Source organism: Mumia sp. ZJ430 (assembly GCF_011751845.1).
Lineage (GTDB): Bacteria > Actinomycetota > Actinomycetes > Propionibacteriales > Nocardioidaceae > Mumia.
This window is the reverse complement of record NZ_JAAHFK010000001.1, coordinates 70866-87497: the sequence shown is the minus strand read 5'-3', so window position 1 is coordinate 87497 and position 16632 is coordinate 70866. Positions and strand designations below refer to the sequence as shown.

Annotated in this window: 18 protein-coding genes; 12 read left to right on the top strand and 6 right to left on the bottom strand. The window is 72.8% G+C overall.

The features are described 5' to 3' along the window. Positions 1-2 precede the first annotated feature (2 nt). The gene (locus HCT63_RS00450) at positions 3-605 is read left to right on the top strand and encodes a TetR family transcriptional regulator (protein ID WP_167000535.1); all 603 of its coding nucleotides are present in this window, start codon (positions 3-5) and stop codon (positions 603-605) included. Between the two features lie 22 nt (positions 606-627). Here the strand turns inward: HCT63_RS00450 and HCT63_RS00445 are convergent, their stop codons facing one another. After that, positions 628-1560 (bottom strand): DMT family transporter, encoded by a 933-nt coding sequence (locus HCT63_RS00445; protein WP_167000533.1) that lies wholly within the window; start codon positions 1558-1560, stop codon positions 628-630. Between the two features lie 139 nt (positions 1561-1699). On the opposite strand from HCT63_RS00445, the gene nhaA reads away from it, so the two are divergent. Beyond that, entirely contained in the window at positions 1700-3100 is a 1401-nt protein-coding gene (gene nhaA / locus HCT63_RS00440) for a Na+/H+ antiporter NhaA (protein WP_208322204.1), read from the top strand. Here nhaA and HCT63_RS00435 read toward each other — a convergent pair. Then, positions 3068-3682, bottom strand: coding sequence for a thioredoxin domain-containing protein (locus HCT63_RS00435; RefSeq protein WP_167000531.1), 615 nt, complete (start codon positions 3680-3682; stop codon positions 3068-3070). The two genes, nhaA and HCT63_RS00435, sit on opposite strands and share 33 nt — an antisense overlap. A gap of 89 nt (positions 3683-3771) precedes the next feature. On the opposite strand from HCT63_RS00435, the gene HCT63_RS00430 reads away from it, so the two are divergent. The 4 genes from HCT63_RS00430 (at position 3772) to HCT63_RS00415 (ending at position 6975) form a co-directional block, all read left to right on the top strand. Then, positions 3772-4122 (top strand): UBP-type zinc finger domain-containing protein, encoded by a 351-nt coding sequence (locus tag HCT63_RS00430; RefSeq protein ID WP_167000529.1) that lies wholly within the window; start codon positions 3772-3774, stop codon positions 4120-4122. Positions 4123-4158: 36 nt separating this feature from the next. Then, complete coding sequence (locus HCT63_RS00425; RefSeq protein ID WP_167000527.1) at positions 4159-4710, top strand: TIGR03086 family metal-binding protein; 552 nt, start codon at positions 4159-4161, stop codon at positions 4708-4710. Positions 4711-4741: 31 nt separating this feature from the next. After that, positions 4742-5581 carry a PhzF family phenazine biosynthesis protein gene (locus HCT63_RS00420; RefSeq protein WP_167000526.1) on the top strand — a complete coding sequence of 280 codons (840 nt, stop codon included), beginning with the start codon at positions 4742-4744 and terminating at the stop codon, positions 5579-5581. A 113-nt stretch (positions 5582-5694) separates the two neighbouring features. Then, the gene (locus HCT63_RS00415) at positions 5695-6975 is read left to right on the top strand and encodes an FAD-binding oxidoreductase (protein WP_243842818.1); all 1281 of its coding nucleotides are present in this window, start codon (positions 5695-5697) and stop codon (positions 6973-6975) included. Here the strand turns inward: HCT63_RS00415 and HCT63_RS00410 are convergent. Continuing rightward, the gene (locus HCT63_RS00410) at positions 6888-7424 is read right to left on the bottom strand and encodes a hypothetical protein (RefSeq protein WP_167000524.1); all 537 of its coding nucleotides are present in this window, start codon (positions 7422-7424) and stop codon (positions 6888-6890) included. The two genes, HCT63_RS00415 and HCT63_RS00410, sit on opposite strands and share 88 nt — an antisense overlap. 64 nt (positions 7425-7488) lie before the next feature. Then, entirely contained in the window at positions 7489-8418 is a 930-nt protein-coding gene (locus HCT63_RS00405) for a DNA-3-methyladenine glycosylase 2 family protein (RefSeq protein WP_243842817.1), read from the bottom strand. Between the two features lie 122 nt (positions 8419-8540). Here HCT63_RS00405 and HCT63_RS00400 point away from each other — a divergent pair, with 122 nt between their 5' ends. The 6 genes from HCT63_RS00400 (at position 8541) to HCT63_RS00375 (ending at position 14471) form a co-directional block, all read left to right on the top strand. Beyond that, positions 8541-9365 carry an ABC transporter substrate-binding protein gene (locus HCT63_RS00400; protein WP_208322203.1) on the top strand — a complete coding sequence of 275 codons (825 nt, stop codon included), beginning with the start codon at positions 8541-8543 and terminating at the stop codon, positions 9363-9365. Next, positions 9362-10258: a tRNA glutamyl-Q(34) synthetase GluQRS gene (gene gluQRS / locus HCT63_RS00395; RefSeq protein ID WP_208322202.1), complete on the top strand. Its 897-nt coding sequence runs from the start codon at positions 9362-9364 to the stop codon at positions 10256-10258. Before HCT63_RS00400 ends, gluQRS begins: the two co-directional genes overlap by 4 nt. 98 nt (positions 10259-10356) lie before the next feature. Beyond that, positions 10357-11838 carry an NAD-dependent succinate-semialdehyde dehydrogenase gene (locus HCT63_RS00390; RefSeq protein ID WP_167000522.1) on the top strand — a complete coding sequence of 494 codons (1482 nt, stop codon included), beginning with the start codon at positions 10357-10359 and terminating at the stop codon, positions 11836-11838. Between the two features lie 107 nt (positions 11839-11945). Continuing rightward, positions 11946-12653, top strand: coding sequence for a DUF998 domain-containing protein (locus tag HCT63_RS00385; RefSeq protein ID WP_167000521.1), 708 nt, complete (start codon positions 11946-11948; stop codon positions 12651-12653). Between the two features lie 38 nt (positions 12654-12691). Further along, complete coding sequence (locus HCT63_RS00380; RefSeq protein WP_167000520.1) at positions 12692-13063, top strand: YciI family protein; 372 nt, start codon at positions 12692-12694, stop codon at positions 13061-13063. A 121-nt stretch (positions 13064-13184) separates the two neighbouring features. Further along, positions 13185-14471 (top strand): DUF6596 domain-containing protein, encoded by a 1287-nt coding sequence (locus HCT63_RS00375; RefSeq protein ID WP_208322201.1) that lies wholly within the window; start codon positions 13185-13187, stop codon positions 14469-14471. A gap of 118 nt (positions 14472-14589) precedes the next feature. Here the strand turns inward: HCT63_RS00375 and HCT63_RS00370 are convergent, their stop codons facing one another. Both HCT63_RS00370 and HCT63_RS00365 read right to left on the bottom strand, forming a co-directional pair. Continuing rightward, positions 14590-15027, bottom strand: a complete 438-nt coding sequence (locus HCT63_RS00370; protein WP_167000518.1) for an SRPBCC family protein — start codon at positions 15025-15027, stop codon at positions 14590-14592. Then, positions 15027-16631, bottom strand: a complete 1605-nt coding sequence (locus tag HCT63_RS00365; protein WP_167000516.1) for an NAD(P)/FAD-dependent oxidoreductase — start codon at positions 16629-16631, stop codon at positions 15027-15029. The genes HCT63_RS00370 and HCT63_RS00365 overlap by 1 nt, the downstream gene beginning before the upstream one ends. Position 16632 lies beyond the last annotated feature (1 nt).

Genomic DNA, 16632 nt, shown 5'->3' with positions numbered 1-16632 from the left:
GTATGTCACGTCCCCGCAGCAGGCGCGAGCAGTACTCCGATGAGACGCGTGAGGCGTTGCTCACGACGGCCGCGGGCCTGTTCGCCGAGCGAGGATTCGCCAAGACCGCCCTGTCCGAGGTGGCATCGGCGGCGCAGGTGACCCGAGGCGCGGTCTACCACCACTTCAAGGACAAGCAGGACCTCTATCGCGCCGTCCTCGAGCGCACCGAGACCGACGGCATGGCGGCGATCCGCGAGGCCTACCTCGTGCACGAGGACCCGGTTGCAGGCGCGCTGGCGGCGATGAACGCCTACCTCGACCACGCGGTCGACTCCGACTACGCCGAGATCGTGCTTCGGCAGGGGCCGATCGCGCTCGGTTGGGAGGAGTGGAAGGCGTGCGAGGAGCAGTACGCCGCGGGCCTGATCGAGCAGATCATCACGGCCCTCGTCTCGGCGGGGAGACTTCCGCCGCTGCCGATCGCGACGACGGCGGCGATCACGTTCACCATGCTCGGAGGCTGCGGCATGGCGCTCGCCGCCGCGGCGCCTGAGGACCGTCCACGCGTGAAGGACGAGTGCTCCGAGGTGCTCGCACGACTGGTCGCTGGACTGCTGGTCTGACCTGCGGCGTCCGAGGGGCTGCTCAGCGGGGGGCGCGGCGGCGCATCCGCGTGATCGCGACGCCGAGGAGGCAGAGCACTCCGCCAGTGAACCCGAGTGCGGTCGGGACCTCCGACAGGAACAGCCAGGACAGCAGGATCGCGGTCGCAGGGGCGGCGTACGTCGTCGCGCTGGCGGGCCCTGCGCCGACGCGTCGCAGCGCGTATGCCCACGTCGTGAACGCCAGCGCCGTCGGGAACAGCCCGAGATAGGCCACGCCGAGGATCGCGCCCGTCGAGGCGTCGCGCGCCTCGGCCACGAGCTGGCCGACGAACGGCAGGCACACCACCACGCCGATGACGCAGCCGAGCCAGGTGACCAGCAGCGGGCTGACGCTGCCCATCACCGGCTTCTGCAGCAGCACGCCCGCGGCGTACAGGACGGCGGCCAGCACGCAGAGCACGACGCCGACGAGCTCGTTGCCAGAGCCGTCGCCGCCTAGGGCGATCAGGGCGACGCCGGAGAACGCGACCGCGAGCCCGAGCACGAGGGTGCGGGGGAAGCCCTCGCCGAGGAACAGGCCGGCGATCACGGCGATGATGATGGGCCCGAGCTGGACGAGCATCGCTGCCGTGCCGGCGTCGATGTGGCGCTCGCCGGCGTTGAGCGCGATGTTGTAGGCGCCGAACCACAGGACGCCGTAGCCGAGGATCAGCCACGCCGTGCGTCCGCGGGGCATCGCCTCGCGGCGGGTCGCGGAGAGCTGTCGCGGGACGAACAGGACCGAGAGGGCGAGAGCGGCGACGAGCAGCCGGCCGAGCGAGAGTGCTCCGGGTGAGAAGGTCTCGCCGATCGCGCGGATCCCGACGAACGCCGAGGCCCACAGCACCACGGTCACGACGAGTGCGGCGAAGGAGAGGTCGCGTGCGGCGTGCGAGGTCGTGCTGGTGTCGGTGTCGTCCGTAGAGGTGGTCACGAGCCGACGTTACGGAGCGGGACCGACAGTGCGCCACGCGATAACCGCCAGGTGCAGGGACAGATCGCGCCAACGTCCAGATCGCGGCACGCGCGCCCGTACGGACTCGCCGCCGCGCCTGCTCTGCGAGGCTTGACGCGTGAACGATCCGATCCCCACCGGAGTCCCGACGAGGCCGGGCCCCAAGCCCCACGTCGTCGTGCCGTACCCCCGGCTGTCGGCAGGCCTTCGACGCTATCTCTCGACCGAGTCCGGCGGAGCGATGCTGCTGCTCGCGCTGTCCGCGGCCGCGCTGGTCTGGGCCAACGTCGCGGGCCACTCGTACGAGGAGTTCTGGTCGACGCCGGCCAGCATTGCGATCGGCGACGGGAGCATCGACCTCTCGCTGCACCACTGGATCAACGACGGCGCGATGGCGATCTTCTTCCTCGTCGTCGGCCTCGAGGTCAACCGCGAGTTGACTGTCGGCGAGCTGCGGAGCTTCCGCGCGGCGTCGGTGCCGCTGTTCGGCGCGGTCGGCGGCCTGGCGATCCCGATCCTGCTCTTCATCCTCGTCAACCCCTCCGGTGCGGACTTCGACGGCTGGGGCGTCCCGATGTCGACCGACACCGCATTCGTCGTTGGCGTCCTGGCGCTGGTCGGCCCCCGGTGCCCGGACCAGCTGCGCGTGTTCTTGCTGACGCTCGCGATCTTCGACGACATCGGCGCGATCGCGCTGCTCGGCATCTTCTACTCCGACGACGTCTCGTTCACGGCGCTCGCGATCAGCGCGGCGCTCGTCGCTCTGCTCGTCGCGATGCGGTGGGTGGGCATCTGGCAGGTCGCCCCGTACCTTTTCGTCGGGGTCGCGCTGTGGCTGGCCGTCCTTGAGTCAGGACTGCACCCGACCCTCGCCGGCGTCGCGGTCGGCCTGAGCGTCCCCGTCCGCCACAGCTCGCGTACGGAGGAGGTGCGGCTGCGGCTGATGTTCTATGGGCGGGCGCTGATCGAGGACCGGGACGCGACGCGCTCGCGGCTGGCCGTCAGTGCCGTACGCTCCGCCGTGCCGACCGCCGACCGCCTCCAGGACGCGCTGCACCCGCTCAGCTCGTACCTCGTCGTCCCCGCGTTCGGACTCGCCAATGCCGGCATCGTTCTCAGCGGTGACGCGCTCAGTGATGCGCTCGGCAGTCCCGTCACGCTCGGCGTGGTGCTCGGCCTGTTCGTCGGCAAGGCGCTCGGCGTCGTGGCAGGTGCGGCGATCGCGCTGCAGACCGGACTCGGCACGCTGCCCGGGCGGGTCCGGTACGGCCACCTGATCGGGGGCGCGTTCCTGTGCGGCATCGGGTTCACGATCGCGCTGTTCGTCAGCGAGCTCGCGTTTGCCGACGAGGCGCTGCGCAACGAGGCGAAGATCGGCATCCTCGTCGGCTCGCTCGCGTCGGGACTGGTCGGCGCCGTGATCCTCAGGTTCTTCGGCGAGCGCATGTCGTTGTGCTCGCCGGATGAGGAGGACGGCCCGCCGCCGCTACCGGACGGACCGTGGCGATCCCCGGCGTGACAGGCCGAGCGCCTTGCGCAGGTCGGGCACGGTGACCCCGTCGAGGTACGGCTCGCCGTCGAGGAACAGCGTCGGCGTGCCGTGCACCCCGAGCGCGATCCCGTCGGCGTAGTCGCGACGGACCGCGTCGGCGTACACCTGCGCGGCGTCGCCGACCAGCGTGCTGGTGTCGAGGTCGAGCTGCTCGCCGTACGCGAGGATCGAGGCGTCGTCGAGCCGGTCCTGGTGCTTGAACAGCAGTCCGGCCATCGGCCAGAACGCGCCCTGCTGCCCGGCGGCCTCGGCGGCGAGCGCGGCGGTCAACGCGAACGGGTGCACCGTGTAGAGCGGGAAGTGCCGCCACACCAGGCGCACCTCGCCGTCGGAGCCTGAGATGAGGTCGTGCAGGACGGGCTTCGCGGCGCCGCAGTACGGGCACTCGAAGTCACCGAACTCGACGATGGTGTGCGGGGCCTCCGGGTTGCCGTACGACCAGCGCTCGACGAACTCCTCGGTCTCTCGCCCGTCGACTTCGGGCACGTACGGCGCCGTGGTCGGCGCATCGTGCGGCTCGTGGGCGTCGTGAGGCTGCTCCGGTGCCATACCGTCCATGGTGGCACGGCTTCGGCGGGCCCGGCGGCGTCCTCCGGCGTAACCTGGCGGGACCGCTGCGCCGACGGGAGGGCGATCTGATGACCGAGGGGATCGACGTGGACGTGACGCCGAGCGGGCCGGGATGCGTCGAGTGCGAAACCGCTGACCCGCGGGGCTGGTGGTTCCACCTTCGCCGCTGCGCGCAATGCGGGCACGTCGGGTGCTGCGACTCCTCACCAGCCCGTCATGCGACCGCCCACTGGAAGGCGACCGGCCACCGCTACGTGCAGTCGTTCGAGCCGGGGGAGGACTGGTTCTACGACTACCAGGACGAGACCCTCGCAACGGGCCCGGACCTCGCACCCCCGACCTCGCACCCCGCGGACCAGCCGTCACCAGGGCCGGCCGGGCGCGTGCCGCCCGACTGGATGGCGCACGTCCCGCGTTGAGGGGGAGTGTCTGCGCCTTTCCCTACGGTCGGAGCCATGACTGACGAGACTCCCGCCGACCGCTACGCCCGCCTGCGTGAGCGGTTCGGCGCGACCCTGCGGGGCGTGCCCGACGACGCGTGGGACAACCCGACGCCGTGCGAGGACTGGTCGGTCCGGGCGCTGGTGCAGCACGTCGTCGACACCCAGGGTCTGTTCGAGTCGTTGGTCGGACGCACGATCCCCCCGGCGCCGAGCGACGGCCTCCGCGCCGCGTACGACCACGCCACCGGCACCGTCCTCGCCGACCTGCGCGACCCGGAGGTGGCAGGCACCCCGTACGAGAGTCCGATCTTCGGGGCGACGACATTCGAGGCGATGGTCGACGGGTTCCTGAGCTTCGACTTCGTCGTCCACGGGTGGGACCTCGCCCGCGCCCTCGGCGTCGACGACACGATCCCCGACGCCGACATCGCGTGGGTCCGCCGCCGCACCGACACGCTCGGCGACCTCATGCGCACCAGCGGCCAGATCGGCACCGAGGTCGAGGTCGGCCCCGACGCGTCGCCGACCGAGCAGCTCGTGGCCTTCCTCGGGCGACACCCGTAGCCCCGGCGTCGCCGCGCGCTAGCGTGATCCCATGGCCGAGATCCTGCGCTACACCGCGTTCTCCGACGACCCCGCCGGCGGCAACCCTGCGGGGGTCGTGCTCGACGCCACCGGCATGAGCGCTGACGAGATGCGCGCGACGGCTGCGGATGTCGGCTACTCCGAGACGGCCTTCCTGGTCCCGCGCGACGGCGACGGTCGGACGTACGACGTGCGCTACTTCGCTCCGGCGTCCGAGGTCGCGTTCTGCGGGCACGCCACCGTGGCCACCGCGGTCGCGCTCGCCGATCGGATCGGTCCCGGGCCGCTGGCGTTCCACACGCCGGCGGGCGAGATCGCGGTCGACACCGTCGAGCGCGACGGCCGGCTCTGGGCCACGCTGACCAGCGTGGAGCCGCAGGTCGAGCCGGCCGACGCCGATCTCGTCGACGACGTGCTCGACGCGCTGGGCTGGTCCCGCGACGACCTCGACTCGCGCTATCCGCTCTCGCGCGCGAACGCCGGTGTCTGGCACCTCGTGCTCGTGACCCGAACCCGCGTACGGCTCGCCCGGCTGTCGTACGACCTGCCGCGGCTGGCGGCCCTCATGCGCGAGGCGGACCTGACGACGCTCCAGCTCGTCTGGCCCGACCACTTCGGCACGTTCCAGTCGCGCAACCCGTTCCCGGTCGGCGGCGTCTTCGAGGACCCCGCGACCGGGGCCGCGGCCGCCGCCTTCGGCGCCTACCTCGCCCACCACGGGCTCGTCGCCTCCGACGCCGCATTCTCGATCGAGCAGGGCGTCGACATGGGGCGTCCGAGCCTGATCCACGTGAACCTGAGCCCCGATACGTCGCGTGTACGGGTCAGCGGCAAGGCGGTCGTGCTCTGAGCACGTCGGGCGCCGAAGGCCCACGCGTCAACGGCCGGATCTCGTACTGGATGGACAGCCTCGGGCGCACCGCACCCACACGTCCTCCGCTCACGCACGACCACCGTGTCGACGTGGCGATCGTCGGCGGCGGGCTGACCGGACTGTGGACGGCGTACTACCTCGCCAAGGCCGATCCGAGCCTGCGGATCGCGGTCCTCGAGAAGGCGCTGTGCGGCTACGGCGCGTCCGGGCGCAACGGCGGGTGGCTGACCGCGGCGATGGCCGGCTCGCCGGAGCGGTACGCGCGTACGCACGGCCGCGACGCCGTGGTCGCGCTCGCCGAGGAGATGAAGGGGTCCGTCGACGAGGTGATCGCGGTCGCTGCCGCCGAGGGTGTCGACGCCGACATCGTGAAGGGTGGCGAGCTCACCGTCGCGTGCAGTCCGGCGCAGGACGAGCGGCTGCGCGCCGAGCACGAGCACGCCCTCACGTGGGGCGACCACGACCACCAGCTCCTCGACGCCTCCGCGCTCGCCGGGCGCGTCCGGATCGCCGAGGCCGTCAGCGCGCTGTGGACCCCGCACTGCGCCCGCCTCCACCCGGCGAAGCTCGTGACGGGTCTTGCCGAGGTCGTCGAGTGGCTCGGGGTCGAGATCTACGAGGACACGGAGGTCGTGGCGATCGAGCCGCGTCGCGCCGTGCTGCGGGCCGGGCGGGTGGACGCGACCTACGTCGTCCGCGCGACGGAGGGGTTCACCCCACGCCTGCCCGGGCTGCGCCGCACCTGGCTCCCGATGAACTCCGCGATGATCGTCACCGAGCCGCTCGGCGACGCGGTGTGGGACGCGATCGGGTGGGACGGCTACGAGACGGTCGGCGACATGGCGCACGCTTACATGTACGCCCAGCGCACCGCCGACGGGCGGATCGCGATCGGCGGCCGCGGCGTCCCGTACCGCTACGGCTCGCGCACCGACCATGACGGCGCCACCCAGCAGGCCACGATCGACAGCCTGCGCGCGATCCTCGCGCAGCGGTTCCCGCAGGCGGCCGGCGCGAGGCTCGACCACGCGTGGGCGGGCGTGCTCGGCGTCCCCCGAGACTGGTGCGCGGCTGTGACGCTCGACCGTACGACAGGGCTGGCCGCGGCCGGCGGCTACACCGGCCACGGGGTGACGGCCACCAACCTCGCGGGGCGGACGCTGCGCGACCTCGTCCTCGGGGAGCCGACCGCGCTCACCGCCCTTCCGTGGGTCGGCCACCGCACGCGTCGGTGGGAGCCCGAGCCGTTGCGGTGGCTGGGGGTTCAAGCGATGTACGCCGCCTACCGCGCCGCGGACCGTCGCGAGGACAGGCGCGGCGGCCCGACCTCGTGGATCGCCCGGGCCGCCGACGTCGTCAGCGGCCGCTGAGCCCGCAGCGTCGTCTCGGCGAGGTCGGCCGCGGTCCGCTGCCGTACCGCCAGGTCGTGCCGTCCCAGCGCCAGGCCCGCTGCGGCGCACGCCCACACCCCGGCCACGAGGCCGGGTGCGAGCAGGGCGATGTCGTCACGCAGCAGCAGCGGGTCCACGGCCACTCCCTCGCTGAGGGCGCGAGCGGCCCACTGCCAGACCACGCAGAGGAGCGAGGCGAGCAGACCGATGAACGCCCAGGCGGGGTACGGGGTCGCCAACGCCTGACGGTGACCGTCTCGGAGCGCGACGGCGCCGGCCGTCGCGTACCACAGCGCCGTGGTCGCGACCGCGGAACCGATCGTCGCGTCGGGGGTGTCACCGGCCAACGTTCCGACGGCTCGTCCGAGGACGACCCATACGGCGACGAGGGCGGCGACCCTCCACGCGACGTCCCCCAGGCGTCGCATGCCGTCATCATCCCCCGCGCGGGCGCGGTCGGCAGGTCGGTTGCGCAGGGTCGCGCAGGGCGGCTCAGCGCGTGCGGTGGTCCATCCGGGTGATCCGCGGGCCGCGACGCGGTCGCCCGAGCACCCCGTCGGCGTACAGCAGGTGCACGACGCGGCCCCGGTGGCCACGCCACGGCTCGAGGATCTCGAGCATCCTCGCGTCGTCCACCGGTGCGCCGTCGAACGTGGTGCCGACATCCTTGGCCAGGTTGTAGTCGCCGACCGAGACCGCATCGGGGTCGCCGAGACGCAGCGTCACCTCCGCCGCCGTCCACACCCCGACACCGGGGAGCGAGCGCAGGCCGGCGGCGACCTCGTCGTACGGACGGTCGACGAGCCGCGCGAGGGCCGTGGCGCGCTCGGCGACGCGGATGACGGTGCGGGAGCGTGCGGGATCGACGCCGGCGCGGTGCCACACCCACGACGGCAGCGTCCGCCACTGCTCGGGCGGCAGCGGGACCGACATCGGCCGTGGCGTCGGGCCGGGTGCGGGCTCGCCGTGGGCGCGCAGCAGGCGGCGCCATGCGGCGAACGCGTCGACGCCGGGGACGCGCTGCTCGAGGATCGCGGGGACGAGCACCTCGAGCACGCGACGCTGGCGGGGGAAGCGTAGCCCGGGGTGGCGCTGGCGGGCTCGGGCGACGAGGGGGATGAGCGGATCGAAGCCTGTCCAGTCGTCGTCGGCGCCGAGAAGCGTGGGGGCGTCGGCGACCAGGGTGCCGGAGCCCGGCCCCCAGGCCTCGACCCGGATCTCGTCGTCGACGGACGTGACGCGGTAGGTAACGGCGCCGTCGGGCATCCGGCTCGCACGCCACACCGCACCGTCGGGGGTCACGTGGTGCGCAGGGTCGTACGGGCCCTTGGCGAGCATCGCGAGGGTACGGCGCACGTTGACGGGCCCGTCCGGACGCCAGGTGCGGACGGCGTCGGGGCGCGGGGGACCGGACGTGCTCACCCTTCGATCGTGGCACGCGATCCTGACAGGCCGGCGGCTGTGGGATCCGTCACGACCAGCCCTCGCGCCTGTCGCCGCCGGTCAGGGCGTGCGTAGGATGCCCGGTCTATGAGGGAATCGTCATGAGCGGCATCGTGTCCCTGCTGCCGGCCGCCACCGACATCGTCCTCGCCCTCGCCCTGGGCGACGACCTCGTCGCGGTGACTCACGAGTGCGACGAGCGGGCCCGTACGGGGCGTCAGGTCGTCGTCCGCGCCGGCCACACCCGCTCGGTCCTCGACGTGGACGCGTTGGCCGGGCTCGACCCGGCGCTGATCCTCACCCAGGACCTCTGCGCGGTCTGCGCCGTCCCCGCCGGCGATGTAGACCTTGCGCTCGCACGGCTCGGCTCCGACGCGGCCGTCGTCACGCTCGACCCGCACTCGCTCGCCGACGTCCTCGTCGGCATCGCAGAGGTCGCGCAGTGCGCCGGGGTCCCGCAGCGCGGAGAGGCCCTGGTCGCGCAGCTGCGCAGCCGTCTCGCGGACGTCTGCCTCGCCGTCGAGGGGCGCGAACGGCCGCGCGTCGCGGTCGTGGAGTGGACCGACCCGTTGTATCTCGCCGGCCATTGGATCCCGGACATGGTCGCGCTCGCGGGCGGAACCTGCGCAGCGGGTCATCCCGGAGCACCGTCGCACCCGACCGGCTGGAAGACGCTGCGCACGGCCCGGCCGGACATCGTGGTGGTCGCGCCGTGCGGGTACGACCTGGACGGCGCCGCCAAGCAGGCCGAGGAGGTCGCCGCGCGCGTGGCCGAGATGGTCGGGCCGGTGCCGGTGTGGGCGATCGACGCCGACGCGCTGGTCGTACGGCCGGGGCCGCGGCTCGTGGACGGCGTGGAGGCGCTTGCGTCGGTGCTGCACGCGGGTGCGGTGGCCGAGCACGCCGGCGTCCGGCGGGTGGCGTGAGCGGGCGGTACGCCCCGAGCCCTTCGGGGGACCTGCACATCGGCAACCTCCGTACGGCGCTGCTCGCGTGGATGTTCGCCCGTTCGACCGGACGGGGATTCCTCATGCGTGTGGAGGACCTCGACCGCGTGCGCGAGGGGGCCGAGGAGCGCCAGCTCGCGGACCTCGCCGCGCTCGGGATCGACTGGGACCCGCCGGTCGTCCGGCAGTCCGAGCGCCGCGCCGTCTACGACGAGGCGGTCGCCGCTCTGGTCGCGCGCGGCCTGACGTACGAGTGCTTCTGCACCCGCCGCGAGATCGCCGAGGCGGCGTCCGCGCCGCACGGGACGCCGGGCCTCTATCCGGGGACGTGCCGCCGGCTCAGCGAGGCCGAGCGCGAGGAGCGCCGCGCCGAACGGCCCGCCGCGCTGCGCCTGCGTGCGGGCGTCACGCAGTTCACGGTTCGCGACCTGCTCCACGGCGCGTACACGGGTCCGGTCGACGACCTCGTCCTCGTCCGCAACGACGGCGTCCCCGCGTACAACCTGGCGGTGGTCGTGGACGACGGTGCGATGGGCGTCGACCAGGTCGTACGAGGCGACGACCTGCTGGCGTCGGCACCTCGTCAGGCCTACCTCGCGGCACTCCTCGGCCTCACGCCGCCGGTCTACGCGCACGTGCCGCTGGCGCTGAACGTCGACGGCAAGCGGCTCGCCAAGCGCGACGGCGCCGTGACGCTCGCGGACCTGCACGCGCTCGGATGGAGCACGGCCGACGTGGTCGCGACGATCGCGGACTCGCTCGGCATGGCCGCGCGCGACGCGGCGGGGATGCTGGCGGGGTTCGACCCCGCGGCGCTGCCCCGTACGCCCTGGGTGTTCGTGCCCCCGTCCGCGCCCCCGTCCGCGTGGTGAAAGCAACCTGACCGAATCGCGGGCCCAGAACGGTCAGGTTCCTTTCACAGCGCGGACGCGAGAGGATCGGCAGGAGAGCCACGTACGAGGAGGTCGTCATGCCTGTGGACGGTGGAGTGCTTCAGGGTCGCGAGGCCGAGGTCGTCGCCGGGGTGCACCCCCAGCTGTTCGTCGCCGGGAAGTGGCGCGACGCCGAGGGCGCCAAGACCTTCGCCGTGCACGACCCGTCGACCGGCGAGACGATCGCGCACGTCGCGAACGCGTCGGTGGCCGACGGGCGCGCCGCACTCGATGCCGCCGTCGCCGCGCAGGACGACTGGGCCAAGACGCCGCCGCGCGACCGCGGCGAGATCCTCCGTAAGGCGTTCGAGATCATCACCGAGCGCGCCGACGATCTCGCGCTGCTGATGACGCTCGAGATGGGCAAGCCGCTGTCGGAGTCGAAGGCCGAGATCGCGTACGGGGCGGAGTTCTTCCGCTGGTTCTCCGAGGAGGCCGTGCGCATCACCGGCCGGTACGCGGTCGCGCCCAACGGGGCGACGCGCCTGCTCACGCTCAAGCAGCCGGTCGGCCCCTGCCTGATGATCACCCCGTGGAACTTCCCGCTGGCGATGGGCACCCGCAAGATCGGCCCGGCCATCGCCGCGGGCTGCACGATGGTCGTCAAGCCGGCCGCGCTGACGCCGCTCACGATGCTCGCGCTCGCCGACATCCTCGTCGAGGCCGGGCTGCCCGAAGGCGTCCTCAACGTCATCACCACCCAGTCGACCGGCGAGGTCATGGAGCCGCTGGTCCGTGACCCGCGCCTGCGCAAGCTCACGTTCACCGGCTCCACCGAGGTCGGGCGCCGGCTCATCGAGCAGAGCGCCGAAGGCATCCTCCGGGTGTCGATGGAGCTCGGCGGCAACGCGCCGTTCCTCGTCTTCGAGGACGCCGACCTCGACCGCGCGGTCGACGGCGCGATGCTCGCCAAGATGCGCAACATCGGCGAGGCGTGCACCGCGGCCAACCGGTTCCTCGTGCACGAGTCCGTGGCTGACGAGTTCTCGCGGCGCCTGTCGGAGCGGATGGGCGCGATGTCGGTCGGACGCGGCTCCGAGGAGGGTGTGCAGGTCGGTCCGCTGGTCGAGGAGAAAGCCCGCACGAAGGTTGCCGAGCTGGTCGCGGACGCCGTCGGGTCGGGCGCGGAGGTGCTGACCGGCGGCGAGGTGCCGGAGGGGCCGGGGTGGTTCTATCCGCCGACGGTGCTCGCCGGTGTCTCGACGGATGCGCAGGTCTTCCGCGAGGAGATCTTCGGCCCGGTCGCGCCGGTGTTCACGTTCTCCTCCGACGAGGAGGCACTGCGGCTGGCCAACGACACCGAGTACGGCCTCGTCGCGTACGCGTTCACCGAGTCGCTCGAGCGTGCGGTGCGGGTGTACGAGGGGCTGCAGACCGGGATGGTCGGCATCAACCAGGGCGTGGTGTCCAACCCGGCCGCGCCGTTCGGCGGCGTGAAGTCGTCGGGCTTCGGCCGCGAGGGCGGCGCCGAGGGGATCGACGAGTACCTCGAGGTGAAGTACGTGGGGCTCGCGCTGTAGCGCGGGAAAAAACTTCTGTGGTCGCTGTAGAAGTCGGCCGCCGTCGTTCGTGGAGGTCGTGAGAGGCCGACGCGCAGGGCGGCGGCCGACAACCGCAGGAGACCACGATGGCCACCACGACACGCACACCCGAGACCCACGGCACCACCCGTACGCACAACGACTGCGACCCCGCGACCCGCGTCACCAGGTCGCTCCTCGGGTACGGCGTGCTCGCCGGCCCGTTCTACGTGAGCGTCGCGCTCGCCCAGGTGTTCATGCGGGACGGCTTCGACCCGGCAGTCCATCAGTGGAGCATGCTGGCGCTCGGCGACCACGGCTGGATCCAGATCGCGAACTTCACCCTCACGGGTCTCATGCTCGTCGCCTTCGCGGTCGGCCTGGGGCGGGCGCTGACCCCTGGACGCGGAGCTCGCTGGGCCCCGCGCCTCGTGGCGGCGTACGGGATCTCGCTGGTCGCGGCGGCCGCCTTCCGCGCCGACGCGGCGTACGGGTTCCCGGTCGGCACCGCCGAGGGGCCTGGCGACATCTCGTGGCACGGGACGCTCCATCTCGCCGCGGGTGCAGTCGGCTTCACCTGCCTCGCCGTCGCGTGCTTCGTGCTGGCCCGGCGCTACACGGCGGACGGGCGTCTCACGCGGGCCGTCTTCTCGCGGATCGTCGGAGTCGTCTTCCTCGCCGGCTTCGGTGCTGTTGCCGTCGGCGCGGGCGCTGCCGCCGCTAACCTCGCGTTCACCGCCGCCATCGTCCTCGTCTTCGGGTGGATCACCGCCGTCGCGCTGGACCGCTACCGCCGCACCGTCTCCCCGTCCTGACCAGAACCCACACCAGAACCACTTCGAAGGAGATCACCATGCGTTACCTCGTCATTCTCGACGGAACCCCGCCCGAAGGCCCCCCGCCGCCCGAGCTCATGGAGGCGATCATGACCCTCGGTGCCGAGGCGACCAGCTCGGGCGCGATGCTCGACAACGCCGGGCTCGCCCCAAGCGCGTTCGGCGCCCGTGTGGACCTCACCGGCGGCGAGATCACCGTCGCCGACGGCCCGTTCACCGAGGCGAAGGAGCTCATCAGCTATGCGCTGTACGAGGTCCGTACGAAGGAAGAGGCGGTCGAGTGGGCGCGCCGGTTCCTCGCGGTCCACCAGGAGCACTGGCCCGCGTGGGAGGGGAGTGCCCGCGTCGTGAAGATCTTCGGCCCGGAGGACTTCGCGCCCCCCGCCTGACCCCCGTCCCCGCCCCGCCCCGCCCCACGATTTGACGGGTTGCCCACCGCTTTCTTGCCGAGAACGGTGGCTAACCCGTCAAATCGTGGGGCGGAGCGGGGTGTGTGCTTGGATCGGCGGTGTGACATCCGGCGAGGGGGCGGCGCGCGCTGCGGTCGAGGCGGTGTGGCGGATCGAGGCCGGCCGGCTCGTCGCCGGACTCGCACGCGTGACCGGTGACGTCGGGCTCGCCGAGGAGCTCGCGCAGGATGCCCTCGTCGTCGCGCTCGAGCAGTGGCCGACGGCGGGCATCCCGCCGAACCCCGCAGGGTGGCTGATGACCACCGCCAAGAACCGCGCGATCGACGGCGCGCGGCGTCGCGCCACCTACCAGCGCAAGCTCGAGCAGGTCGGACGCGACACCGAGATCGCGACGCACCCCGGCGACGAGGTCGAGGACGCGCTCGACGACGACATCGGCGACGACCTCCTGCGGCTGATCTTCACCGCGTGCCATCCGGCGCTGTCGGTGGAGTCCCGCGTCGCGCTGACCCTGCGGTGCGTCGGCGGGCTGAGCACGAGCGAGATTGCGCGCGGTTTCCTGATCCCGGAGAAGACCGCGGGCCAACGCATCTCGCGGGCGAAGAAGGCACTGACCGACCGCGGCGTCGTCTTCGCGATGCCCGATGCGGCCGAGCGGGCAGCGCGGCTGCGCTCGGTGAGGGAGGTCGTCTTCCTCATCTTCAACGAGGGGTACGCCGCGCAGGCAGGCGACGACTGGATGCGCCCGGCGCTGTGCCACGAGGCGCTGCGCCTCGCCCGGTTGCTCACGACACTCGTACCGGATGATCCCGAGGGTCACGGGTTCGTCGCCCTCCTTGAGCTCCAGGCCTCACGCCTCCCGGCCCGGACCACTCCCGATGGACATCCCGTCCTCCTCCTCGACCAGGACCGGCGGCGCTGGGATCGCACGCTCCTCCGTCGAGGGCTCGAGGCGCTCGCCCGCGCGGAGGAGCTCGCGAGCGCCCCCGGACCGGACGGGCCCGCGCTCGGCCCATACGCGATCCAGGCCGAGATCGCCGCCTGCCACGCGCGTGCGGCACACGCGGACGACACCGACTGGAGGCGCATCGCCGCCCTTTACGTCCTTCTGCGGCACGCCTGGCCGTCGCCGGTCGTCGAGCTCAACCGCGCGGTCGCCGTCGGTTTTGCCGAAGGTCCCGAGCGGGGGCTCGCCGTCGTCGACGCGATCGCCGGAACGCCCGCGATGGCCTCGTACCCGCAGCTCCCCGCGGTCCGCGCCGACCTGCTCGCCCGCCTCGGTCGCACCACGGAGGCGCGGGAGGCGTACGAGCAGGCGGCTGCGCTGTCGGGCAACCTGCGGGAGCGCGAGGTGTACGCCGCGAAGGCCACTGCCCTGTCCGGCTGAGCCTTTCGCGTGCGGTGCTCAGACCTCCTGTACGACCGGCTCCGGGGTCGCGTTCCCCCATGCGGACTCGCGGCGCTGGGTCACGAGGGCGACCAACGCGGCGAGCACGGCCGCCGCGCTAGCGGCTGCGGCCCTCGGCCAAGTAGGCCAGCCGACGCAGCGCCTCGCGGTTGCGTGCGCGCAGGCTGAGCGCCTCGACCGGGCCGGGCAGGAGCTTCGCGGGCCCGCTGACGGTGTGCTCCTCCATCTCCACCGTCGTCGTCCCGTCGCGATCGCGGAGGGTGAGACCGACGTATCCCTCGCCCATGGGCCACGCGCGTACCTGCAGCTCGAGTCGCTTCCCAGGCTCGCACGCGAGGACGGAGGTGGTGTCGTCGATGAGTATCGGCCACGTGCCGACCGAGTGGTAGATCTTCGTCCCGGGCGAGGGGAAGCCCTCGTCGACGTCGCGGATGCGTGAGGCTCCGACGACCCAGGACGCGTACGTCCAGCCGTCGGCGAGGACGGCGAACACCTGGTCCGCAGGGGCGTGGATCTCACGGGTGACGAGTGTCATCATGGGCTCCTTCTCGAGGCTCGCAGCCGGCGCAGCAGCGTCGGCTCGGCGAGGACGGCGCGGGCCGCGTTCGCGCCGGGCGCGCCGTGGACACCGCCACCGGGATGGGCGGATGCGGAGGCTAGGAAGAGCCCCGGGACCGGGGTCGATGCGCGGCCGTTGCCGGGGACCGGTCGGAACACGAGCTGCTGGTGGATCGCCGACGTGCCGCCGTTGATCGCGCCGCCGACGAGGTTCGCGTCACGGGACTCCAGCTCGCGCGGGCCGAGCACCCGACGCGCCACCACGCGGCTCGCGAGGTCAGGCGCGTACGCCTCCAACCGCCGCTGCACGCGATCGGCGAACCGCTCGACCTCGTCGTGATCCCACCGCCCCGTGAGGCCCTCGCCTCCGGCGTCGTGGCGGACCTCCTGCGGCACGTGCGTGTACGCCCACAGCGCCTCCGTTCCTGCGGCCGAGCGCGTGGGGTCGGCAGTTGACATCTGCCCCACGACGAGGAATGGCTCGGCCGGGATCGTGGACCCCGCGATCTGGGCGTGGGTCTCGGCCATCGCGGTGACGGAGTCGGCGAGATGGACGGTGCCCGGGGCGGTCGGTGGTGGCGACGACCACGGCACCGGCCCGTCGAGCGCCCAGTCGACCTTGACCGTGCCCGGGTCGAGTGTGAAGTGGCGCATCCGCCGCCGCAGCCGCGCCGGGAGGTCGTCGACCGAGATCAGCTTGCCGTACAACGAGGACGCCACGACGTCGGCGACGACTGCGCGGTCCGCCCGTACGGTCTGGCCGTCGTCGAGACGCACGCCGACCGCCTGGCCGTCCTGCAGCTGCACGCGCTCCACGCGTGTCGAGGTCCGGACCTCGCCGCCCAGGGACACGAATCGCGAGGCGAGTGCGGCGGTGAGCTGCCCGGCGCCACCGCGGGGAACGGGGAACCCGACCGTCTGACCGAGCATCGTCATCAGCAGACCCATCAGGCCGGACCCGGCGGCGTCGGTGGGGATGTCGGCGTGTCCGGCGTTGCCGGCGATCAGCAGCGCCGCCCCTGGGCCTCGGAAGCCATCGCGCCCGAGCGCGGTCGCCGGCTCCAGCAGGCGCCGCACGTAGTCGAGGCCGCCGACCGAGCGCAGCGCCCACAGGGTCCGTACTCCTGCGCGCACGGGCGGGAACGGCGACGTGAGCGCGTCGACCACGGCGTCGCCGACGTGCGCCCAGTCGCCGACCCATTCGTGCCAGAGGTCGCCATCGCCCGTTCCGAGCGCCTCGAGGGACCGAGCCGTCGCGTCGACGTCGCGGTGAAGCATCACCCAGGCTCCGTCCGGGAGCGGGTGCCCGAGTACGGCAGGAGCGTGGCTCCACTCGAGCCCGTAGCGCTCGAGGTCGAGGCCCCGCATCGCCCGCGACGCCGCGGCCAGCGGATAGAAAGAGCTGAAGGTGTCGTGCACGTAGTCGGGGTGCACGTCCCGCGCGCTGCGGACCGCGCCGCCCAGATCGGACTGCGCCTCGAGGACGACCACATCGAGCCCGGCGTCAGCAAGCAGGTTGGCCGCGACCAGACCGTTCGGACCTGCACCGACGACCACCACGTCGTACGCGTTCGTGCCCACG

Excerpts from the sequence above, each read along its gene's own strand:
- HCT63_RS00450 (WP_167000535.1), top strand. The coding sequence starts at position 3 with ATGTCACGTCCCCGCAGCAGGCGCGAGCAGTACTCCGATGAGACGCGT.
- HCT63_RS00435 (WP_167000531.1), bottom strand. The coding sequence starts at position 3,682 with ATGGCACCGGAGCAGCCTCACGACGCCCACGAGCCGCACGATGCGCCG.
- HCT63_RS00430 (WP_167000529.1), top strand. The coding sequence starts at position 3,772 with ATGACCGAGGGGATCGACGTGGACGTGACGCCGAGCGGGCCGGGATGC.
- HCT63_RS00425 (WP_167000527.1), top strand. The coding sequence starts at position 4,159 with ATGACTGACGAGACTCCCGCCGACCGCTACGCCCGCCTGCGTGAGCGG.
- HCT63_RS00420 (WP_167000526.1), top strand. The coding sequence starts at position 4,742 with ATGGCCGAGATCCTGCGCTACACCGCGTTCTCCGACGACCCCGCCGGC.
- HCT63_RS00410 (WP_167000524.1), bottom strand. The coding sequence starts at position 7,424 with ATGCGACGCCTGGGGGACGTCGCGTGGAGGGTCGCCGCCCTCGTCGCC.
- HCT63_RS00400 (WP_208322203.1), top strand. The coding sequence starts at position 8,541 with ATGAGCGGCATCGTGTCCCTGCTGCCGGCCGCCACCGACATCGTCCTC.
- HCT63_RS00390 (WP_167000522.1), top strand. The coding sequence starts at position 10,357 with ATGCCTGTGGACGGTGGAGTGCTTCAGGGTCGCGAGGCCGAGGTCGTC.
- HCT63_RS00385 (WP_167000521.1), top strand. The coding sequence starts at position 11,946 with ATGGCCACCACGACACGCACACCCGAGACCCACGGCACCACCCGTACG.
- HCT63_RS00380 (WP_167000520.1), top strand. The coding sequence starts at position 12,692 with ATGCGTTACCTCGTCATTCTCGACGGAACCCCGCCCGAAGGCCCCCCG.
- HCT63_RS00370 (WP_167000518.1), bottom strand. The coding sequence starts at position 15,027 with ATGACACTCGTCACCCGTGAGATCCACGCCCCTGCGGACCAGGTGTTC.